Origin of the sequence: Rodentibacter caecimuris, from assembly GCF_001019715.1 — a bacterium.
GTDB lineage: Bacteria > Pseudomonadota > Gammaproteobacteria > Enterobacterales > Pasteurellaceae > Rodentibacter > Rodentibacter caecimuris.
On the sequence record NZ_BBXJ01000001.1, the window covers coordinates 1,524,269 to 1,543,942 of the forward strand.

The 19,674-nt window shown below is 43.2% G+C and carries 13 protein-coding genes, 4 tRNA genes and 3 rRNA genes; 8 read left to right on the plus strand and 12 right to left on the minus strand.

Features of this window, described 5'->3' with window-relative positions; all coding sequences use genetic code 11:
• Positions 1-194 precede the first annotated feature (194 nt).
• The 8 genes from rrf to wecA all read right to left on the minus strand — a co-directional run bounded on the left by rrf (position 195) and on the right by wecA (position 7,013).
• Positions 195-310, minus strand: a 5S ribosomal RNA gene (rrf, locus tag PNEUHYL_RS07520).
• Between the two features lie 173 nt (positions 311-483).
• Positions 484-3,381, minus strand: a 23S ribosomal RNA gene (locus PNEUHYL_RS07525).
• A gap of 215 nt (positions 3,382-3,596) precedes the next feature.
• Positions 3,597-3,672, minus strand: a tRNA-Glu gene (locus PNEUHYL_RS07530).
• A gap of 141 nt (positions 3,673-3,813) precedes the next feature.
• Positions 3,814-5,349 (minus strand): 16S ribosomal RNA (locus PNEUHYL_RS07535).
• The 16S, 23S and 5S rRNA genes sit together here with 4 tRNA genes alongside, the layout of an rRNA operon.
• Positions 5,350-5,518: 169 nt before the next feature.
• A tRNA-Pro gene (locus PNEUHYL_RS07540) sits at positions 5,519-5,595 on the minus strand.
• 19 nt (positions 5,596-5,614) lie between these two features.
• Positions 5,615-5,690 (minus strand) — tRNA-His (locus PNEUHYL_RS07545).
• A 21-nt stretch (positions 5,691-5,711) separates the two neighbouring features.
• Positions 5,712-5,788 (minus strand) — tRNA-Arg (locus PNEUHYL_RS07550).
• 160 nt (positions 5,789-5,948) lie between these two features.
• A complete protein-coding gene (gene wecA, locus PNEUHYL_RS07555) occupies positions 5,949-7,013 on the minus strand; it encodes a UDP-N-acetylglucosamine--undecaprenyl-phosphate N-acetylglucosaminephosphotransferase (protein ID WP_059366743.1) in 1,065 nt (354 codons plus the stop codon).
• Positions 7,014-7,135: 122 nt separating this feature from the next.
• On the opposite strand from wecA, the gene hemL reads away from it, so the two are divergent.
• A complete protein-coding gene (gene hemL / locus PNEUHYL_RS07560; RefSeq protein WP_059366745.1) occupies positions 7,136-8,419 on the plus strand; it encodes a glutamate-1-semialdehyde 2,1-aminomutase in 1,284 nt (427 codons plus the stop codon).
• Between the two features lie 40 nt (positions 8,420-8,459).
• Here the strand turns inward: hemL and glnD are convergent, their stop codons facing one another.
• Together glnD and map are read right to left on the minus strand one after the other, a co-directional pair.
• The gene (gene glnD, locus PNEUHYL_RS07565; RefSeq protein WP_059366747.1) at positions 8,460-11,051 is read right to left on the minus strand and encodes a bifunctional uridylyltransferase/uridylyl-removing protein GlnD; all 2,592 of its coding nucleotides are present in this window, start codon (positions 11,049-11,051) and stop codon (positions 8,460-8,462) included.
• Between the two features lie 73 nt (positions 11,052-11,124).
• Entirely contained in the window at positions 11,125-11,931 is an 807-nt protein-coding gene (gene map / locus PNEUHYL_RS07570) for a type I methionyl aminopeptidase (RefSeq protein WP_059366751.1), read from the minus strand.
• Positions 11,932-12,053: 122 nt separating this feature from the next.
• Between map and erpA the strand changes: the two genes are divergently transcribed.
• The 3 genes from erpA to mrcB are packed head-to-tail and all read left to right on the plus strand — an operon-like array spanning position 12,054 to position 15,111.
• Positions 12,054-12,398, plus strand: coding sequence for an iron-sulfur cluster insertion protein ErpA (erpA, locus tag PNEUHYL_RS07575; protein ID WP_059366753.1), 345 nt, complete (start codon positions 12,054-12,056; stop codon positions 12,396-12,398).
• Position 12,399: 1 nt separating this feature from the next.
• The gene (locus PNEUHYL_RS07580) at positions 12,400-12,753 is read left to right on the plus strand and encodes a YacL family protein (RefSeq protein WP_059366757.1); all 354 of its coding nucleotides are present in this window, start codon (positions 12,400-12,402) and stop codon (positions 12,751-12,753) included.
• Between the two features lie 6 nt (positions 12,754-12,759).
• Positions 12,760-15,111, plus strand: coding sequence for a penicillin-binding protein 1B (gene mrcB, locus PNEUHYL_RS07585; RefSeq protein WP_059366758.1), 2,352 nt, complete (start codon positions 12,760-12,762; stop codon positions 15,109-15,111).
• Positions 15,112-15,255: 144 nt separating this feature from the next.
• On the opposite strand, the gene rpsO is transcribed toward mrcB, so the two are convergent.
• Positions 15,256-15,525 carry a 30S ribosomal protein S15 gene (gene rpsO / locus PNEUHYL_RS07590; protein WP_005628925.1) on the minus strand — a complete coding sequence of 90 codons (270 nt, stop codon included), beginning with the start codon at positions 15,523-15,525 and terminating at the stop codon, positions 15,256-15,258.
• Positions 15,526-15,713: 188 nt separating this feature from the next.
• Between rpsO and PNEUHYL_RS07595 the strand changes: the two genes are divergently transcribed.
• From PNEUHYL_RS07595 to PNEUHYL_RS07605, 3 genes are read left to right on the plus strand one after another with little or no spacing between them, the layout of a single operon-like run.
• The gene (locus tag PNEUHYL_RS07595) at positions 15,714-16,169 is read left to right on the plus strand and encodes a MarR family winged helix-turn-helix transcriptional regulator (RefSeq protein WP_059366760.1); all 456 of its coding nucleotides are present in this window, start codon (positions 15,714-15,716) and stop codon (positions 16,167-16,169) included.
• The gene (locus PNEUHYL_RS07600; protein ID WP_059366761.1) at positions 16,153-16,611 is read left to right on the plus strand and encodes a GNAT family N-acetyltransferase; all 459 of its coding nucleotides are present in this window, start codon (positions 16,153-16,155) and stop codon (positions 16,609-16,611) included. Before PNEUHYL_RS07595 ends, PNEUHYL_RS07600 begins: the two co-directional genes overlap by 17 nt.
• Positions 16,596-17,120, plus strand: coding sequence for a GNAT family N-acetyltransferase (locus tag PNEUHYL_RS07605; RefSeq protein WP_059366763.1), 525 nt, complete (start codon positions 16,596-16,598; stop codon positions 17,118-17,120). Before PNEUHYL_RS07600 ends, PNEUHYL_RS07605 begins: the two co-directional genes overlap by 16 nt.
• Before the next feature lie 30 nt (positions 17,121-17,150).
• Here the strand turns inward: PNEUHYL_RS07605 and hldE are convergent, their stop codons facing one another.
• Positions 17,151-18,581 carry a bifunctional D-glycero-beta-D-manno-heptose-7-phosphate kinase/D-glycero-beta-D-manno-heptose 1-phosphate adenylyltransferase HldE gene (hldE, locus tag PNEUHYL_RS07610; RefSeq protein ID WP_059366765.1) on the minus strand — a complete coding sequence of 477 codons (1,431 nt, stop codon included), beginning with the start codon at positions 18,579-18,581 and terminating at the stop codon, positions 17,151-17,153.
• Positions 18,582-18,667: 86 nt separating this feature from the next.
• Here hldE and PNEUHYL_RS07615 point away from each other — a divergent pair, with 86 nt between their 5' ends.
• A complete protein-coding gene (locus PNEUHYL_RS07615) occupies positions 18,668-19,603 on the plus strand; it encodes a Kdo(2)-lipid IV(A) acyltransferase (RefSeq protein WP_059366767.1) in 936 nt (311 codons plus the stop codon).
• The last annotated feature ends 71 nt before the right edge of the window (positions 19,604-19,674 follow it).

Below are 19,674 nucleotides of genomic sequence, written 5' to 3' on the forward strand. Positions count from 1 at the left end.
TCTTTTACTAGAATGCATGCATCCTCATACGAAACGCAAAAAGTAAAGTGCGGTTGATTTTAACGTTATTTGTGAAAATGAAAATTTGATATCTTTCAAAACTGTATTTTGGCTAACTAAAAATGTATAAAGAACATTTTCTACATATAACAAAAACCCCTGAACCTCTCGATTCAGGGGATGATATAATTAAAATCCGGCAGTGCCCTACTCTCACATGGGGATACCCCACACTACCATCGGCATTACAGCATTTCACTTCTGAGTTCGGGATGGATTCAGGTGGAACCACTGCACTCTCGCCGCCGGGATAATTCTTCGATAACTTCTTCTCTTCAAGTTTTATCTTGTTCTATCTTTTTATCTCGTTTTATCTCTTTTATCTTTTTCATCTGTTCTATCGGATACAAGCTGATGACTGATTACGGTATACTTTAATTCGTTGTACTTCACATTAACCGCCCAAAAACACTTGAGCGTTGTATAGTTAAGCCCCTCGGGCAATTAGTATGGGTTAGCTCAATGTATCACTACACTTACACACCCCACCTATCTACGTCGTCGTCTCCAACAACCCTTACAGACTCTAAGTCTGGGAGAACTCATCTTGAGGCAAGTTTCGTGCTTAGATGCTTTCAGCACTTATCTCTTCCGCACTTAGCTACTCGGCAATGCGTCTGGCGACACAACCGAAACACCAGTGGTGCGTCCACTCCGGTCCTCTCGTACTAGGAGCAGCCCCCCTCAATTCTCCTACGCCCACGGCAGATAGGGACCGAACTGTCTCACGACGTTCTAAACCCAGCTCGCGTACCACTTTAAATGGCGAACAGCCATACCCTTGGGACCTACTTCAGCCCCAGGATGTGATGAGCCGACATCGAGGTGCCAAACACCGCCGTCGATATGAACTCTTGGGCGGTATCAGCCTGTTATCCCCGGAGTACCTTTTATCCGTTGAGCGATGGCCCTTCCATTCAGAACCACCGGATCACTATGACCTACTTTCGTACCTGCTCGACTTGTCCGTCTCGCAGTTAAGCTTGCTTATACCATTGCACTAACCTGACGATGTCCGACCGTCATTAGCAAACCTTCGTGCTCCTCCGTTACTCTTTGGGAGGAGACCGCCCCAGTCAAACTACCCACCAGACACTGTCCGAGACCGCGTTCCGCAATCTTCGTTAGAACACCAAACGTTAAAGGGTGGTATTTCAAGGACGCCTCCACAATCACTGGCGTGACCGCTTCAAAGGCTCCCACCTATCCTACACATCAAAATTCAATGTTCAGTGTCAAGCTATAGTAAAGGTTCACGGGGTCTTTCCGTCTAGCCGCGGGTACACCGCATCTTCACGGCGATTTCAATTTCACTGAGTCTCGGGTGGAGACAGCCTGGCCATCATTATGCCATTCGTGCAGGTCGGAACTTACCCGACAAGGAATTTCGCTACCTTAGGACCGTTATAGTTACGGCCGCCGTTTACTGGGGCTTCGATCAGGAGCTTCTCTTTCGATTACACCATCAATTAACCTTCCAGCACCGGGCAGGCATCACACCCTATACGTCCACTTTCGTGTTTGCAGAGTGCTGTGTTTTTAATAAACAGTTGCAGCCAGCTGGTATCTTCGACCGGTTCACCCTTCACCCGCTAGGGGCTACAAGCTACGCCGGCGCACCTTCTCCCGAAGTTACGGTGCTATTTTGCCTAGTTCCTTCACCCGAGTTCTCTCAAGCGCCTGAGTATTCTCTACCTGACCACCTGTGTCGGTTTTCAGTACGGTTTAATAAAGCCTGAAGCTTAGTGGCTTTTCCTGGAAGTGTGGTATCAGTTACTTCAGCCCCTTGAGGCCTCGTCATCATTTCTCGGTGTTAATAAGCGCCCGGATTTGCCTAAGCACCCCACCTACCAACTTAAACGTGCATATCCAACAGCACGCTAACCTAACCTGCTCCGTCCCCACATCGCAGCTTTACCAAGTACGGGAATATTAACCCGTTTCCCATCGACTACGCTTTTCAGCCTCGCCTTAGGGGCCGACTCACCCTGCCCCGATTAACGTTGGACAGGAAACCTTGGTCTTCCGGCGAACGGGTTTTTCACCCGTTTTATCGTTACTTATGTCAGCATTCGCACTTGTGATACGTCCAGCATACCTCCCGATACACCTTCATCCGCTTACACAACGCTCCCCTACCCAACAGGATTAATCCTGATGCCGCAGCTTCGGTGCTATGTTTGAGCCCCGTTACATCTTCCGCGCAGGCCGACTCGACTAGTGAGCTATTACGCTTTCTTTAAATGGTGGCTGCTTCTAAGCCAACATCCTAGCTGTCTAAGCCTTCCCACTTCGTTTCCCACTTAACATACACTTTGGGACCTTAGCTGGCGGTCTGGGTTGTTTCCCTCTCCACGACGGACGTTAGCACCCGCCGTGTGTCTCCTGAGTATCACTCTTCGGTATTCGCAGTTTGCATCGGGTTGGTAAGCCGGGATGGCCCCCTAGCCGAAACAGTGCTCTACCCCCGAAGGTGTCCGCTCAAGGCTCTACCTAAATAGATTTCGGGGAGAACCAGCTATCTCCCGGTTTGATTGGCCTTTCACCCCCAGCCACAAGTCATCCGCTAATTTTTCAACATTAGTCGGTTCGGTCCTCCAGTTAGTGTTACCCAACCTTCAACCTGCCCATGGCTAGATCACCGGGTTTCGGGTCTATACCTTGCAACTAATCGCCCAGTTAAGACTCGGTTTCCCTTCGGCTTCCCTATTCGGTTAACCTTGCTACAAAATATAAGTCGCTGACCCATTATACAAAAGGTACGCAGTCACCCTTTCAGGCTCCCACTGCTTGTACGTACAAGGTTTCAGGTTCTATTTCACTCCCCTCGCCGGGGTTCTTTTCGCCTTTCCTTCACAGTACTGGTTCACTATCGGTCAATCAGGAGTATTTAGCCTTGGAGGATGGTCCCCCCATCTTCAGACAGGATATCACGTGTCCCGCCCTACTTATCGTAAGCTTAGTACCGTCAGCGTGTTTTAAGATACGGGACTATCACCCCCTACGGTTGAGCTTCCCAGCTCATTCTCCTAACACACTGACTATCACTTACTGGCTCTTCCGCCTTCGCTCGCCGCTACTCACGGAATCTCGGTTGATTTCTTTTCCTCGGGGTACTTAGATGTTTCAGTTCTCCCGGTTTGCTTTTCATTACTATGAATTCATAATGAAATGATGGATTCTTCATCCATCGGGTTTCCCCATTCGGATATCTTGGATTAAACGCTTCTTATCAACTCATCCAAGCTTTTCGCAGATTAGCACGTCCTTCATCGCCTCTGATTGCCAAGGCATCCACCTTGTACGCTTAGTCACTTAACTATACAACCTCAAATGTTTTCAGCCTGCCTACTCAGTCAGGCCTACATCTTGAAGCGAATCTTTAATTCAACTAAACACTTGACTGCCTTTTTTCAGTCAAGATTTTTCTACTCAGACTTCCTCTATTCCTTTCGGAACTTAAAAGTCTCTTCAGTTTTCAGCTTGTTTCCAATTTTTTAAAGAACAGAAGATAATTCGTTAAAGTTATCTTTCATTGGCGTCCCCACGGGGATTCGAACCCCGGTTACCGCCGTGAAAGGGCGATGTCCTAGGCCTCTAGACGATGGGGACAACAATAAAAGATACCCTTTTACTTATCTTTACGCAGACTATTTGAGTCAATTAGATGTTGCTCTTAAGTCACGGACTCTTCACTACGTTGTTTACAACATATCAGCCAATCTGTGTGGACACTTACTATAGCTCGTTCGGTAAGGAGGTGATCCAACCGCAGGTTCCCCTACGGTTACCTTGTTACGACTTCACCCCAGTCATGAATCATACCGTGGTAAACGCCCCCCTTACGGTTAAGCTATCTACTTCTGGTACAACCCACTCCCATGGTGTGACGGGCGGTGTGTACAAGGCCCGGGAACGTATTCACCGCGACATTCTGATTCGCGATTACTAGCGATTCCGACTTCATGGAGTCGAGTTGCAGACTCCAATCCGGACTTAGACGTACTTTGTGAGATTCGCTCCACATCGCTGCTTCGCCTCCCTCTGTATACGCCATTGTAGCACGTGTGTAGCCCTACTCGTAAGGGCCATGATGACTTGACGTCATCCCCACCTTCCTCCGGTTTATCACCGGCAGTCTCCTTTGAGTTCCCGACCGTATCGCTGGCAACAAAGGATAAGGGTTGCGCTCGTTGCGGGACTTAACCCAACATTTCACAACACGAGCTGACGACAGCCATGCAGCACCTGTCTCAAAGCTCCCGAAGGCACTCCCGTATCTCTACAGGATTCTCTGGATGTCAAGAGTAGGTAAGGTTCTTCGCGTTGCATCGAATTAAACCACATGCTCCACCGCTTGTGCGGGCCCCCGTCAATTCATTTGAGTTTTAACCTTGCGGCCGTACTCCCCAGGCGGTCGATTTATCACGTTAGCTACGGGCGTCAGAGTTAAACCCCAACCCCCAAATCGACAGCGTTTACAGCGTGGACTACCAGGGTATCTAATCCTGTTTGCTCCCCACGCTTTCGCACATGAGCGTCAGTACATTCCCAAGGGGCTGCCTTCGCCTTCGGTATTCCTCCACATCTCTACGCATTTCACCGCTACACGTGGAATTCTACCCCTCCCTAAAGTACTCTAGATTCCCAGTCTGAAATGCAATTCCCAGGTTAAGCCCAGGGCTTTCACACCTCACTTAAAAATCCGCCTGCGTGCCCTTTACGCCCAGTTATTCCGATTAACGCTCGCACCCTCCGTATTACCGCGGCTGCTGGCACGGAGTTAGCCGGTGCTTCTTCTGTGACTAACGTCAATCAGCTTGGCTATTAACCAAACTGCCTTCCTCATCACCGAAAGAACTTTACAACCCGAAGGCCTTCTTCATTCACGCGGCATGGCTGCGTCAGGGTTCCCCCCATTGCGCAATATTCCCCACTGCTGCCTCCCGTAGGAGTCCGGGCCGTGTCTCAGTCCCGGTGTGGCTGGTCATCCTCTCAGACCAGCTAGAGATCGACGGCTTGGTGAGCCATTACCCCACCAACTACCTAATCCCACTTGGGCTCATCTTATGGCAAGAGCAAACGCCCCCTTTAGTCCAAAGACTTTACGCGGTATTAGCTGCAGTTTCCCGCAGTTATCCCCCTCCATAAGCCAGATTCCCAAGCATTACTCACCCGTCCGCCACTCGTCAGCAAAGAAAGCAAGCTTCCTTCCTGCTACCGTTCGACTTGCATGTGTTAAGCCTGCCGCCAGCGTTCAATCTGAGCCATGATCAAACTCTTCAATTCAAAGTTCAATCGCTCAATAAACTGCTTAGCTATTAATAAACACTACTATAAAAGTAATAATGAATTTCTAGTTTAAGCACCTATTAAGACTTCAAAATTAAAAATATTTTAACAAGTCTATTAACAAGTGCCCACACAGATTGTCTGATTCGTTGTTAAAGAGCAAAAATGGTCGGCGAGATAGGATTTGAACCTACGACCCACTGGTCCCAAACCAGTTGCGCTACCAAGCTGCGCTACTCGCCGATAAAATCTTATAAAAAGATGGGGTGGCTAATGGGATTCGAACCCACGACAACTGGAATCACAATCCAGGGCTCTACCAACTGAGCTATAGCCACCATTGAAGATTGCATTGACTCTGGCGCGCTCGACAAGATTCGAACTTGCGACCTTTGGCTCCGGAGGCCAACGCTCTATCCAACTGAGCTACGAACGCGTTGCTGCGTCGTTGCGGGGCGTATATTAATGATTTCAGAATACCTTGTCTAGCACTTTTTTGTAATTTTTTTTTGAAAGATAATTTTTTGTGCAATTTGCATAGATTTTATAAATTTTCTGTTTATATTTTAGTTTTAAATAAACGAAAAAGAATAAATTTATCCTTTATTTCTTCTCGCTCTACGCTTTGTTCTTCTTATCCAGCGGGTTATTTTCCATGCTTTTGTAATCGAATAAGCATAAAGAAAAAATAAAATAATAAAGCCAATAAACATTATCCATTCATTTACGTAATACACTTCTCCTAAAATTCCAATTGCAGCACAAACCGCAGCAAAAAATGTAATCAACAAAAATGCCTGACGGGAATTCAAACCTGCTCGTACCATCAGATGATGAACATGTAATCGGTCGGGACGAAAAGGGCTTTTCCCTTTGCGTAAACGGCGATAGATGATGGATACCATATCAATGAGTGGAATCGCAATAATCCAAAGTGCGGTCACCGGATTCATCGGATGACCTTTACCTTGCGTACTTAGAAGCAAAATCCAAATAATCGTAAAGCCAATTAATGTACTCCCCGCATCCCCCATAAACACCTTATATTTTGTCCCCAACGGAATCCCTAGGTTTAACATGAGGTAAGGTAGCATTGCAGCAATTAAAGCAAAACTCCAATGCGCCATATCCATTTGCCCATCACGAAACATTAAAATACCAATTGCGGCAAAAGAGACACAGGACAAACCACCAAGCAAACCATCAATACCGTCAATCATATTAAAAGCATTAATAATTGCAATGGTTGCAAACACAGTAATAACCAACCCGATAGAGCCAAGCGTTAATTGGAAAGGTCCTAAAATTTGTCCAAAATGATCAAGATAGACATTCCCTAAATCAATCATCAAAATAGCCAATAAAGATTGAATTCCTGCCCGTAGAAATGGGCTAATATCAAAGCGATCGTCTAAAATACCAATCGCAAGCAATACAAAAATACTAAATAAGTACAAATAAGGAAGACGAAGTTGATCCCACTCCATTAAGTAATAACAGAGGTTTCCCATAAAAAGAGATACACCGCCAATTAATGGAATTGCGCCTTGGTGACGTTTGCGGTAATTCGGTTTATCGACCAAACCGATTTTATTCGCAATAGGGCGCATTACCATTAAGGTCAGAAATGCGCCAAGAAAAGTAACAATAAGACTTAACATAGATTGACCTTTATAATTTTTGTAAAGGATAACATAAGGAAAATTTAGCAAGAAAGATATTTTTAACAATGCCTGTATTTTTCAGTACAATAGCAGCACTTTTTTATACTCAAGGAAAAACAATGACAAATTCAACCGCACTTTTTTCTCGTGCACAACAAATTATTCCCGGTGGCGTCAATTCTCCTGTACGTGCCTTTAAAGGAGTAGGAGGAACACCAATATTTATTCAGAAAGCACAAGGTGCTTATATTTATGATACGGATAATAAACCATATATTGATTATGTTGGCTCTTGGGGGCCTATGATTCTGGGGCATAACCATCCCACTATTTTAAATGCCGTATTGAAAGCGGCTGAAAACGGATTGAGTTTCGGTGCGCCAACTCCTTCCGAAATTGATCTTGCCGAACTGGTTTGCCAACTAATGCCCTCTATTGAAATGGTCAGAATGGTGAGTTCAGGCACTGAAGCCACGATGACCGCCATTCGCCTTGCCCGCGGCTACACCGGACGTGATAAAATTTTAAAATTTGAAGGTTGTTACCACGGTCATTCCGACTCACTTTTAGTCAAAGCCGGTTCCGGTGCATTAACACTGGGACAACCAAGTTCTCCCGGGGTTCCGGAAGATTTTGCTAAACATACGCTCACGGCGGAATACAACAATTTAGATTCTGTAAAGCAATTATTTGAACAATTTCCTGATAGCATTGCTTGCGTCATTATCGAACCCGTTGCAGGCAATATGAATTGTATTCCGCCAAAAGCCGGTTTCTTGCAAGGATTACGTGAACTTTGCGACAACTATGGCGCACTTTTCATTATTGATGAAGTCATGACCGGTTTTCGCGTAGCGCTTGCCGGTGCTCAATCTTACTACGGCGTAACACCGGATCTGACCACACTAGGCAAAGTCATTGGCGGAGGTATGCCGGTGGGTGCCGTAGGTGGCAAAAAAGCAGTAATGGAATACCTCGCACCAACCGGTCCGGTTTACCAAGCCGGTACGCTTTCCGGCAATCCTATTGCTATGGCGGCAGGCTTAGCTTGTTTAAATGAATTAAAAAAAGCAGGAAATGAACAAAAGCTCACCGAGAAAACCGAAAAACTTTGTGTCGGTTTAAAAGCTTTGGCAGAAAAGTATAATGTGCCGTTCGTAGTAAATTATGTAGGCGGTATGTTCGGTATTTTCTTTACTGATCAAAAAGAAGTAACCTCTTATGCTGAAGTCATGAAATGTGATACGGAAAAATTCAAAATTTTCTTCCATAAGATGCTGGATTTAGGTGTATATCTTGCCCCTTCGGCATTTGAAGCCGGCTTTATGTCTTTAGCACATACTGATGAAGATATTGCCAAAACATTGGAAGCTGCCGATATTGCCTTCCGCTCCCTCGCTTAATTCATAAAAAAGTGCGGTTAAAATTGACCGCACTTTTTCCTTAGATTCGCCGCTCAATTACTTCACGTAAATGCGTTCTTTCCTCTAAAGTTAAGGCTTTATTCATACGATTTCTCAAAATAAAGAAATCCTCCACTTTTTCACCTACGGTCGTAATTTTTGCATTAAATAAAGTTAAATGAAGAGCATTAAATATTTGACTGATTTCCGCCAATAAGCCCGGTTTATCTAACGCAACCAGTTCCATTTCGGTATGTTCCGTTTTACTTTCGTGTAAAAAACGCACTTCTGTTCTAACCGTAAAATGCTGTAATTGGCGATTCGGAAAAATTCTAGGTTGTTGATACTTATCACTATGTAATACTTGAATCAACGCATTTTCTAATTCCCGACGACGATCAAATTTTACTAACTCCCCATTAAGCTCCGTAATAATAAAGCTATCAAACACATAACCATCTTGTGCGGTAATAATTTGCGCATCGTGAATACTGAATTTTTTCACCCCAATTGTACTGACGACTTTATTGAATAACTGTGCTTGATCTCGGCAATAAATGAAAACCTCCGTTCCCCCAAAAGAAAAGCGATTCGTTACCTTAACCAATAACTCACCGGAAAAATCTACCAATAATGCGGAATGCCCGGAGATTTGTTTTGCGCTATTGCGTAGAAAATATTCATCAGGGCAACGTGCCCACAATTGATGAATTTTTTCTTCCGACATAGTTGGAAAATCAGCTTGCAAAATAGCCATAGCTAAACGGCGATTCTCTTCCAATTTTTCCGAGTAATCCAATAACGCTACCATGCCTTGGCTAAATTGTTGTTTAGTCGAATCATACAAAGAAGAAAAAAGTGAGCGTTTCCAGCTATTCCAGAGTGAACCATTGGTTGCACAAATATCCGCCACCGTGAGACAAGTTAAGTAATCAAGTCTAACCTGATTTTGTACCGTTTCGGCAAAATTCATCACCACTTCGGGATCATAAATATCACGCCGCTGAGCGGTAATCGACATCAATAAATGTGCTTCCACCAACCAACTTAATGTATTGATTTCCCGTCGGTCAAATCCATGCAATCGAGCAAATTCAGCTACATCCGCCGCACCTAATACTGCATGATCCCCGCCCCGCCCTTTGGCGATATCATGAAATAAGGCGGCAACATACAATAAAGTGCGGTCAGAAAGTCGGCTAACTATTTGATAACAAATCGGATGTTCCGATTCGGTTTCTTTATGGGAAAAACTTTCCAGCTTTAACATAACCCGCAAAGTATGTTCATCCACGGTATAAATATGAAATAAATCAAATTGCATTAACCCTTCAATTGCCTGCCATTGCGGAAGATAAGCGGTGATCACGCCGTACTGATGCATTGGAATGAAAGCACGGGAAATGGCATTTTTCTGATTAAACAAACGCAAAAACTTTTCGCGTGCGGGGGGAATCTCACACAATTTGTTCGGCAATTGTTCAAGCGCAAGTTGCAATTTACGTAAAGTTTCAGAATGAATCGTTGCTTGTTCAAATTGGGTTAAATAAAAAAACAGATCGAGAATACGCTCAGGCTGATGAAAAAATAAATCCGGTTTACGCAAACACAAGCGTTCATTTATCAAGTCAAAATCATCATCCAATTGATGAATAAAGACATCATAAAGCGGAGATAAAAAATGCTCGCGATAATGTTGAATTAATATATTACTAATCAGCGAAATGCGGTGTAACGCTTGAAAAAACCGTTTCATCATTTTTTCTACACCTTGATTCCCCTCGCCCTGAAAACCAAGTAATTCACTGACTTTAATTTGTCGATCAAACAACAAACGGTTGTCATAGCGTTTTAAAATCAAATGCAAGGCAAAGCGCACTTTAAAAAGAAAAGCCTGACTTTCTTGTAACTGTAGGTATTCTTGCGGATAAATAAAACCGCTTTGTAAAATCGCCTCCAGAGTTAGCGCCCCTGTATGGCGCAGTGCCACCCAATATAGTAAATGCAGATCCCGTAAACCTCCGGGACTATATTTAATATCGGGTTCAAGATTATAAGCAGTGTTATGATAACGTTGATAACGCTCGCTCTGCTCCTGCACTTTCGCATTAAAAAAGGCTTCTTTTGCCCAAAACTCATCACGTTTTACCAGTTCACAAAGCGCTTCAAAGTGCGGTAAATTTCCAACAAGAAATCTTGCTTCAAGCAAATTTGTCGCAATCGTAATATCCTGTTTACCGTCACTGTCACACTGCGCCAGTGTGCGCACACTATGCCCGACTTCAAAACCGCAATCCCATAAAAACTGAACAAATTTTGCGATCTTTTCTTTTTCATTAGGATTGAGTTCCCGTTCCGTCAAGATTAAAAAATCCAAATCGGAAAGCGGAAAAGTTTCTTGCCGACCATAACCGCCCACAGCAATAAGCGAGAGCTGCGGTTGTCCGCTCAACCCCATTTCATCCCATAACTTTCGCAATAAGGCATCATAAAAATCACAGCGATTTTTAATCAGTTCAAAAATGGAGTACTGAGAAAAATGTTCGCGTTCAAATTCTTTGAGATTTTCTCGTTGAATTTTGACCGCACTTGGAGTGAAAAGCGAATGGGGTTCAAAAGGAAAAAGTGTCATTATTTTAGTTGCCTTGCTATCTTTGGCTTGCACTATAAAAATAAAGCCCACAACAGTAGGCTTTATCATCAAATTAAATATTCACCATAATGCGTTGGATTCGCCCTTCCGCAATTTCTTCATCACGAATGGTCATTACTTCACAGCCGTTTTCCGTTACCACAATCTGGTGTTCATACTGTGCCGAGTGACTTCGATCTTTGGTTTTAACCGTCCAACCGTCTGCCATTACCCGCACTTCCTTCTTACCGGCGTTAATCATCGGCTCAATAGTAAATACCATACCCGGTTTTAAAATCACGCCGCCATCATCAGCATAATAGTGTAACACTTGCGGCTCACAATGAAACTCCGTGCCAATCCCATGACCGCAATATTCACGCACTACGCTAAAACCTTGACTTTCCGTATATTTTTGTACCGATTTGCCAATTTCATTTAAACGAATACCCGGTTTAACCGTACGTAATCCCACATAGAGCGCTTCTTGTGCTGCCTCCACCAGTTTTTTACTGCGTATATTGGTTTCACCGCCGACAATATACATTTTGGAGTTATCGCCAAAATAACCGTCTTTAATCACTGTGACATCAATGTTTACAATATCGCCGTTTTTCAAAATCTTATCCGAACTGGGAATACCATGGCAAACCACCTCATTAATAGAAATACAGGTCGCTTTTGGAAAGCCATGATAATTTAAGCAGGCAGGAATGACTTTTTGTTCGTTTACCATATATTCGTGACAAATGCGATCTAATTCTCCTGTTGTCACGCCGGCTTTCACATAAGGTTCAATCATCACCAATACGTCAGAAGCCAATTTGCAAGCTTCACGCAGTTTTATCACTTCTTTTTCGGTTCTTAATGGAATAGTCATTTTATTCCCTCACTTAATACAACGGGGTGCGGATTATAGCACGATTTCCGTGAAAAATCTTGAATGCATTAGTCGGTTATTGGATAATAGCCCAATTCAAATTTAGGAAAGTGGGAAATATTATGACAGATAATATTGCTGTGCCGCTAACATTTACCGATGCGGCAGCGAATAAAGTAAAAAGTTTAATTAGCGAGGAAGAAAATAGTGCCCTCAAACTTCGTGTGTACATCACCGGCGGTGGTTGCAGCGGTTTCCAATATGGTTTTACCTTTGATGAAAAAGTAAACGAGGGGGACTTAACCATTGAAAAATCCGGTGTTCAGCTTGTGATTGATCCAATGAGTTTACAATACTTAATCGGTGGTACGGTGGATTATATCGAAGGATTGGAAGGCTCCCGTTTCGTCGTAGATAATCCGAACGCCACCAGCACTTGCGGCTGTGGCTCGTCTTTTAGCATTTAACATGGATTTTCAATTTACCTCTCACCAAGGCAATATTTCAGCGAAATGCTCAATGGAACATATTGCTCTTGCAAACTGGTTTAATACTGAAGTGCGGTCAAATCCAACAGCGATTTTGACCGCACTTTCTACTGCACGGCAATTAACCGAAAACCAAGAAAAACGCTTAATCGGTGCGGAATACTCACTCTTTCTCAATGCTGACGAAGTAATGGTGCGTGCCAATAATCTTGTTATAGAATCCGAGACAATATTAGAAGATAATTTCCATTATTATGATGAAGAAAGTATCGCTTTTTGCGGTACACAAGATTTTATTCATTTTCTTGAAGCCTATATTGATTTTATCGAATAACCCGCTATGACCACAGAGAATCACGACCAAGAAGAAAATCAACAGACGAATCCAAGAAAACGTCGCGCTTTTAAGATATTTCTACTCAAAGCCGGTTTCACAGCAACCGTCCTTGCAATATTTTATGGCGGCTATTTGGATTGGCAAATTCGTTCAAAAATGGATGGGCAAATTTGGCATTTACCGGCCGAAGTATATAGCCGTATTGAACGTGTCAAAATCGCCGATAATCTTGCGTTTGATGAAGTCGTTCGAATTTTGCTTGATAACGAATACCGTCAAACAACGATGGTTGCAGCACCCGGCGATTTTAAATTAGAAGATGACACTATCGTGGTTCTACGCCGTGCTTTCCCTTTCCCTGACAAACCTGAGCCGCAACGGGTATTACGCCTGCGTTTTAGCAACAATAAATTAAGCCGAATTGAAGATCTTGTCGCAGTACAAGCTATTGATGAATTTCGCCTTGCTCCAAAACTTATCGCGATGTTGGAATCAGACAACGAAGATCGTCTTGCGATTCCCCTACAAAATTACCCGCGTTTATTGATTGACGCGCTAATTTTAACTGAGGATCGCCGTTTTTACGAACATAGCGGGATCAATCCTATTGGGATCATTCGGGCATTAATTGCCAATATTCGTGCTGGACAAACCGTACAAGGCGGTAGTACATTAACCCAACAATTAGTCAAAAACCTTTTTTTATCAAGCGAACGTACCATTATACGCAAAGCCAATGAAGCGTTAATGTCCCTCATTTTAGACTGGCGTTATAACAAAAACCGTATCCTTGAAACCTACCTCAATGAAATTTACCTCGGGCAAAATGGTGATACTCAAATCCATGGTTTTGAACTTGCCAGTCAATTTTATTTCGGGCGTTCCATTCGTGAAATTAGCCTCGATCAAATCGCCTTACTAGTGGGCATGGTAAAAGGCCCTTCACTGTATAATCCTTGGCGTAACCCGCAAAATGCCCTTGAACGTCGCAATGTGGTATTAAAGTTAATGCTGGATCATCAAATGATCGGTGGCGAGCTTTATGAATTACTCAGTAAACGCCCGCTCGGCGTGCAAGCCAAAGGACAAATTTCACGTAAATATCCGGCATTTATTCAAACCTTACAAAGTGATTTACGCCGCCAACTTGGCGATCTCAAAATATCCGGTTTACTCGGTGCACGCATTTTCACCACAATGGATTTAAAACAACAAGAACAATCGGAAAATGCCGTGGTAAATACGGTTTCTAAATTGCAAGTACAAACGAAAAATCCTCATTTGGAAGGGGCGATGATTGTGGCTGATTATCACACTGGCGAAATTCGTTCGGTCGTAGGCGGATTACAAACACAGTATGCCGGTTTCAACCGTGCATTAATGGCAAAACGCCAAATTGGCTCACTGGTAAAACCGTCCATTTATTTGGCCGCACTTTCCAACCCCGAACAATTCCGTTTGAACACGCCGATTAATAACCAACCGATCACAATTAATATAAAAGGGAGCCCGCCTTGGCAACCGCGTAACTATGATCGTAAATATAGCGGTTCGGTAATGCTGATGGATGCGCTCGCCCGTTCGTTAAATATCCCAACGGTGAATATTGGTATGAAAGTGGGTTTGAAAAATGTTATCGACACACAAAAAGCGATGGGCTGGGATAATGTAGAAATCCCTAAAGTGCCTGCGATGTTGCTCGGCGCTTATACGATTTCACCTTATGACGTAACAAAACTTTATCAGACTATTGCAAACCAAGGCGGTAGGATTGAATTAACCACGATAGACAGTATTACCGATCGTCAAGGCAATCTGATTTATCAGCATGATAAAAGCGCTAAACAAGTGGTGCCACAAGAGGCGGCATTCCAAACTTTATTTGCTATGCAAAAAACAGTCGAACGCGGCACGGCACGCAGCCTACAAAATGATTATGCCGGACTTCAACTTGCCGGTAAAACCGGAACGACAAATGATGCGCGAGATACTTGGTTTGTTGGAATTGACGGGCGAAATGTCAGCACCATCTGGCTGGGACGCGATGATAACGGAGAAACTAAACTCACCGGAGCCTCCGGCGCATTACAAATTTATAAAGACTATCTCAACCGTGTTTATATTGAAAAATTAAAACTGCAAAAGCCCGCCGCAATAAAATGGGTTGGCATTAGCCAATATGGCAGTTGGGATTGCGGCAGCAGCCGAATTATTCCTGTCTGGGCGAATAAAGGACAAAGTTTTTGCTCGTCTTCAGCGACAGATTCTCTTTCCCCAACTAATCAATCAACCCCTAGTGGTAGCTTATGGGAGGTGTTAGATAACATCCCCATTGAAGAAGCAAAACCCGAATAGTAAAAGTGCGGTTAATTTCGACCGCACTTTTTATTTTTTTCCGGCATTATGTATCAGGTACACAAAAACGACTATTTCAAGATACCGTAGATACAAAAAGCCCTCAAAAATTGAGGGCTAAATTGTTTTTTATCGTAATAAAAATTAGCGACGTAAACCTAAACGTGCGATGGTGCTTTGATATAAAGCAAGATCCGTACGTTTTAAGTAGTCTAAAAGTTTACGACGACGAGAAACCATACGTAATAAACCACGACGACCATGGTGGTCTTTTTTATGCTCTGCAAAATGAGCTTGTAAGTGGTTGATTTGTGCAGTTAATAATGCGATTTGAACTTCGGAAGAACCGGTATCTTTCGCATCGCGACCAAATTCAGCAACGATTGCCGCTTTTTTTTCAGTACTTAGAGACATTTTTTACTCCTAAAAGGTAGTGTTGTTGATACATCATTCGCCGATCTCTAACCCAGCGATGACAAGGAAGTGGCATTCTATCTATTGTGTATGGTAAAAGCAAGTAATACCTACCATATCCCCCATCATACTCTTGATTTAATATTATTTCGTACTAAAATATCAAAAACACCGAAATAGGACTAATAATGCTAACACAATTCGATAAACTTTCTGATCTTTCAGCAAAACTATCCTCTCTCTATGCAAATTGGGCGAAACAGCGAGGCATCACCTTAAACGAACTCCATTTTCTCTACCATATTGGACGCAATGGGACATCTTCCCCAACAGCCATTGGGGAACGTTGGAGTTTACCAAAACAAACCGTTACATCAATCTGTAAACAACTTGATAGCAAAGGCTATCTTCAATTTATCACCGATGAAAAAGATAAACGCAGCAAACAAATTGGATTGACCGAACAAGGCAAAATGTTTATTGAGCCAATCATCTCAGAGATTACTCAAATTGAATGGCAAACCGAACAGCAATATTCTCCCGAAAAATTGACCGCACTTTTAACAGAGGTTGAGCAGTTACTCAATATTTTTTCACACCAACTTAACCAAAAACGAGGAGATGACAATGAATATTCTAATTAGAAAAGCTCAACGGCAAGATTGCAACAAAATGTGGCGTTTAATGAAAGAACTCGCCATTTTTGAACACTATATTGATAGCTTTGCAATTACACCTGAAATTGTAGAAGAATGTGGTTTTAATAAAAATCCGCCGGATTTTTATTGTCTCGTTGCCGCTGATAAGGAAAATATTGTTGGCATTGCCGTTTATTATTTTCTGCCTTATACCGCTCAAAACCGCCCTGCTATTTATCTCAAAGAACTCTATATTGACGAACATTACCGTGGACAACAAATCGGTGAAAAATTAATGCAAGCCCTAAAAGTAGAAGCTCAAAATCACGGTTGCCTGCAAATAAAATGGACGGTTGCTCCTTGGAATGAAGCCGGAAAGCATTTTTACGAAAAACTCGGCGCACAACAAAATAACGAATGGTTAAATTACGAATGGAAAATCAATTAAATATTAGGAAACTCACCTTAAACGATCTTGAATCGCTCCAAACGCTAGGCAAACAAACTTTTTTTGAGACTTTCGTCGGCACTTGTAGCGATGAAGATATGCAACATTATTTAGAAAATAGCTTTAATCTCACCCAACTTGAGAGCGAATTAAAAAATGAAGAAATGCATTTTTATGTCGCAGAGCAACAAGGAGAAATGCTCGGCTATCTCAAAGTCAATTTCGGCGCAGCGCAAACGGAATTACAAGATCCAAGTGCGGTAGAAATTCAGCGTATTTATGTATTAAATCAATATCACGGCAAAGGCGTGGGGCAAGTCTTGTATCGCAAAGCCTTAAAACTTGCCGAGCAACATCAGGCGGATTATATCTGGCTTGGCGTATGGGAGCATAATTACAAAGCACAAAATTTCTATCGAAAAAACGGCTTCGTCAAATTTGATAAGCATACTTTTATGATGGGAACCGATCCGCAAACAGATATTATGATGAAAAAAACATTAAAGTAAAAAGGTTGGAATTTTCCAACCTTTCCTCTATTAATCTTTTAGCAATTTAATTTTCTCAATCACATTTGTGGTGGAACAACCGTTTTCAAAATTTAGCACTTTCACCTCCCCGCCATTTGCCCAAACTTCTTGGCTACCGGCAATCTCTTCCGGTTTATAATCACCGCCTTTCACTAATAAATCCGGTAATACATCACCAATCAAGCGTTGCGGCGTATCTTCCGTAAAAGGAACAAGCCAATCTACCGACGATAATCCTGCCAATACAGCCATACGGGTATCAAGATTGTTGATAGGGCGACTTTCGCCTTTTAATCGTTTTACAGATTCATCACTGTTTACCGCAACGATTAAACGATCCCCCAATTTACGGGCATTTTCAAGATAAGACACGTGTCCCGGGTGCAAAATATCAAAACAGCCATTTGTCATCACAATTTTTTCACCACGGGCTTTCGCTTGTGCGACAACCTCTTTGAGCTGTGTTTCAGTCATGATACCGAAACCGCTTTCCGGGCGGGCATGAATCGCATTTTCAAGTTCCACATTAGACACTGTTGAAGTACCCAATTTACCTACTACAATACCCGCGGCGACATTCGCCAAATAACAGGCTTCTTCAAAAGAACGGGCATCTGCCAGAGCTGTCGCCAACACACTAATTACCGTATCGCCTGCGCCAGTTACATCAAAGACTTCTTTCGCCACCGTTGGCAAATGATAAGGCTCTTGATTTGGACGAAGTAAGGTCATCCCTTTTTCAGAACGGGTGATCAAAAGTGCGGTCAATTCGATGTCTGAAATCAATTTCAAGCCTTTTTCAATGATTTCTTCTTCCGTATTGCACTTGCCCACTACGGCTTCAAATTCCGTCATATTTGGTGTGAGTAAGGTCGCCCCACGGTAACGCTCAAAATCCGTGCCTTTCGGATCAATTAACACTGGCACATTAGCTTTACGTGCAATCCGAATCATTTTTTGCACTTCTTTTAACGTACCTTTGCCATAATCGGAAAGCACTAAAGCACCGTAATTTTTGACCGCACTTTCCAGTTTAGCAAGTAAATCCTGACAATCTACATTATTAAAATCTTCTTCAAAATCAAGGCGTAAAAGCTGCTGATGACGGGATAAAATACGCAATTTGGTAATCGTCGGATGGCTGCTTAATGCCACAAAATTACAATCAATATGTTGATCGTTCAGCAAATCAGATAACGCCGCGCCGGTCTCATCCTGCCCAATTAATCCCATCAACTGAACCGGTACATTCAGTGAAGCGATATTCATCGCGACATTCGCCGCCCCACCGGCACGTTCCTCATTTTCTTGCACACGTACCACCGGCACCGGTGCCTCCGGTGAAATTCGGTTGGTTGCGCCAAACCAATAACGATCAAGCATTACATCGCCTAATACAAGGACTTTTGCCTGTTTAAATTCTGCTAAATACTGAGCCATGCTATTCTCTCTTGTAAAAAATTGGCGTGATTTTACCACAAGTCATTTTTGCGTTAAACTACCGCGCAATTTCACGGAGAATGATAATGAAAAATAACAAACTCCCTACATTTCAACGTGCTTTTCTTGCGCCTAAATATTGGGGATTCTGGTTTGGCGTTGCCCTTTGGCGTGCAATTTTACTCCTACCCTACCCGATTTTACGCCACATTGGTAACGGCTTGGGGTGGCTTTTTTCCCACTTAAAAATCGGCAAACGCCGTGTCGCGATTACACGCCGCAATCTTGAGCTTTGCTTTCCCGATATGCCGGAAAATGAACGGGAAATCCTATTACAAGAAAATTTGCGTGCCGTCGGCATGGCAATTATTGAAACCGGTATGGCATGGTTTTGGTCTGATGCGCGCATAAAGAAGTGGTCGAAAATTGAGGGGCTACATCATCTAAAAGATCATCAACAGGACGGCATTATTTTTGTGGGGGTACATTTTCTCACCTTAGAGCTCGGTGCCCGTATTGTGGGGTTACATCACCCCGGATTAGGGGTATATCGCCCGAATGACAACCCGCTTTTGGACTGGTTACAAACACAAGGACGCTTGCGTTCTAACAAGGATATGTTGGATCGTAAAGATCTTCGCGGCATGATTAAAGCGTTACGCCATGGGGAAACCATTTGGTATGCGCCAGATCACGATTATGGCCGAAAAAATGCCGTATTTGTGCCGTTTTTTGCCGTACCCGACGCTTGTACCACCACCGGCAGCTACTATTTATTAAAATCCTCTCCGAAAAGCAAAATCATCCCCTTTGCGCCACTTCGCAATCGAGACGGTTCCGGCTATACGGTAAGCATTTCGCCACCGGTAGATTTCACGGATTTAGAGGAGGAAACGAGCATTAGCACACGAATGAACCGCCTGGTAGAAAAAGAAATTCTGAAAGGCATAGAGCAATATATGTGGCTACATCGTCGTTTTAAAACACGCCCGAATGAAAGTGATCCAAGTTTATATAACTAAAAAGTGCGGTCGAAAATAACCGCACTTTTTGATACACTCTCTCGCAATTTTTCTATATCTAATGAATAACC

Excerpts from the sequence above, each read along its gene's own strand:
- wecA (WP_059366743.1), bottom strand. The coding sequence starts at position 7,013 with ATGTTAAGTCTTATTGTTACTTTTCTTGGCGCATTTCTGACCTTAATG.
- hemL (WP_059366745.1), top strand. The coding sequence starts at position 7,136 with ATGACAAATTCAACCGCACTTTTTTCTCGTGCACAACAAATTATTCCC.
- glnD (WP_059366747.1), bottom strand. The coding sequence starts at position 11,051 with ATGACACTTTTTCCTTTTGAACCCCATTCGCTTTTCACTCCAAGTGCG.
- map (WP_059366751.1), bottom strand. The coding sequence starts at position 11,931 with ATGACTATTCCATTAAGAACCGAAAAAGAAGTGATAAAACTGCGTGAA.
- erpA (WP_059366753.1), top strand. The coding sequence starts at position 12,054 with ATGACAGATAATATTGCTGTGCCGCTAACATTTACCGATGCGGCAGCG.
- PNEUHYL_RS07580 (WP_059366757.1), top strand. The coding sequence starts at position 12,400 with ATGGATTTTCAATTTACCTCTCACCAAGGCAATATTTCAGCGAAATGC.
- mrcB (WP_059366758.1), top strand. The coding sequence starts at position 12,760 with ATGACCACAGAGAATCACGACCAAGAAGAAAATCAACAGACGAATCCA.
- rpsO (WP_005628925.1), bottom strand. The coding sequence starts at position 15,525 with ATGTCTCTAAGTACTGAAAAAAAAGCGGCAATCGTTGCTGAATTTGGT.
- PNEUHYL_RS07595 (WP_059366760.1), top strand. The coding sequence starts at position 15,714 with ATGCTAACACAATTCGATAAACTTTCTGATCTTTCAGCAAAACTATCC.
- PNEUHYL_RS07600 (WP_059366761.1), top strand. The coding sequence starts at position 16,153 with ATGAATATTCTAATTAGAAAAGCTCAACGGCAAGATTGCAACAAAATG.
- PNEUHYL_RS07605 (WP_059366763.1), top strand. The coding sequence starts at position 16,596 with ATGGAAAATCAATTAAATATTAGGAAACTCACCTTAAACGATCTTGAA.
- hldE (WP_059366765.1), bottom strand. The coding sequence starts at position 18,581 with ATGGCTCAGTATTTAGCAGAATTTAAACAGGCAAAAGTCCTTGTATTA.
- PNEUHYL_RS07615 (WP_059366767.1), top strand. The coding sequence starts at position 18,668 with ATGAAAAATAACAAACTCCCTACATTTCAACGTGCTTTTCTTGCGCCT.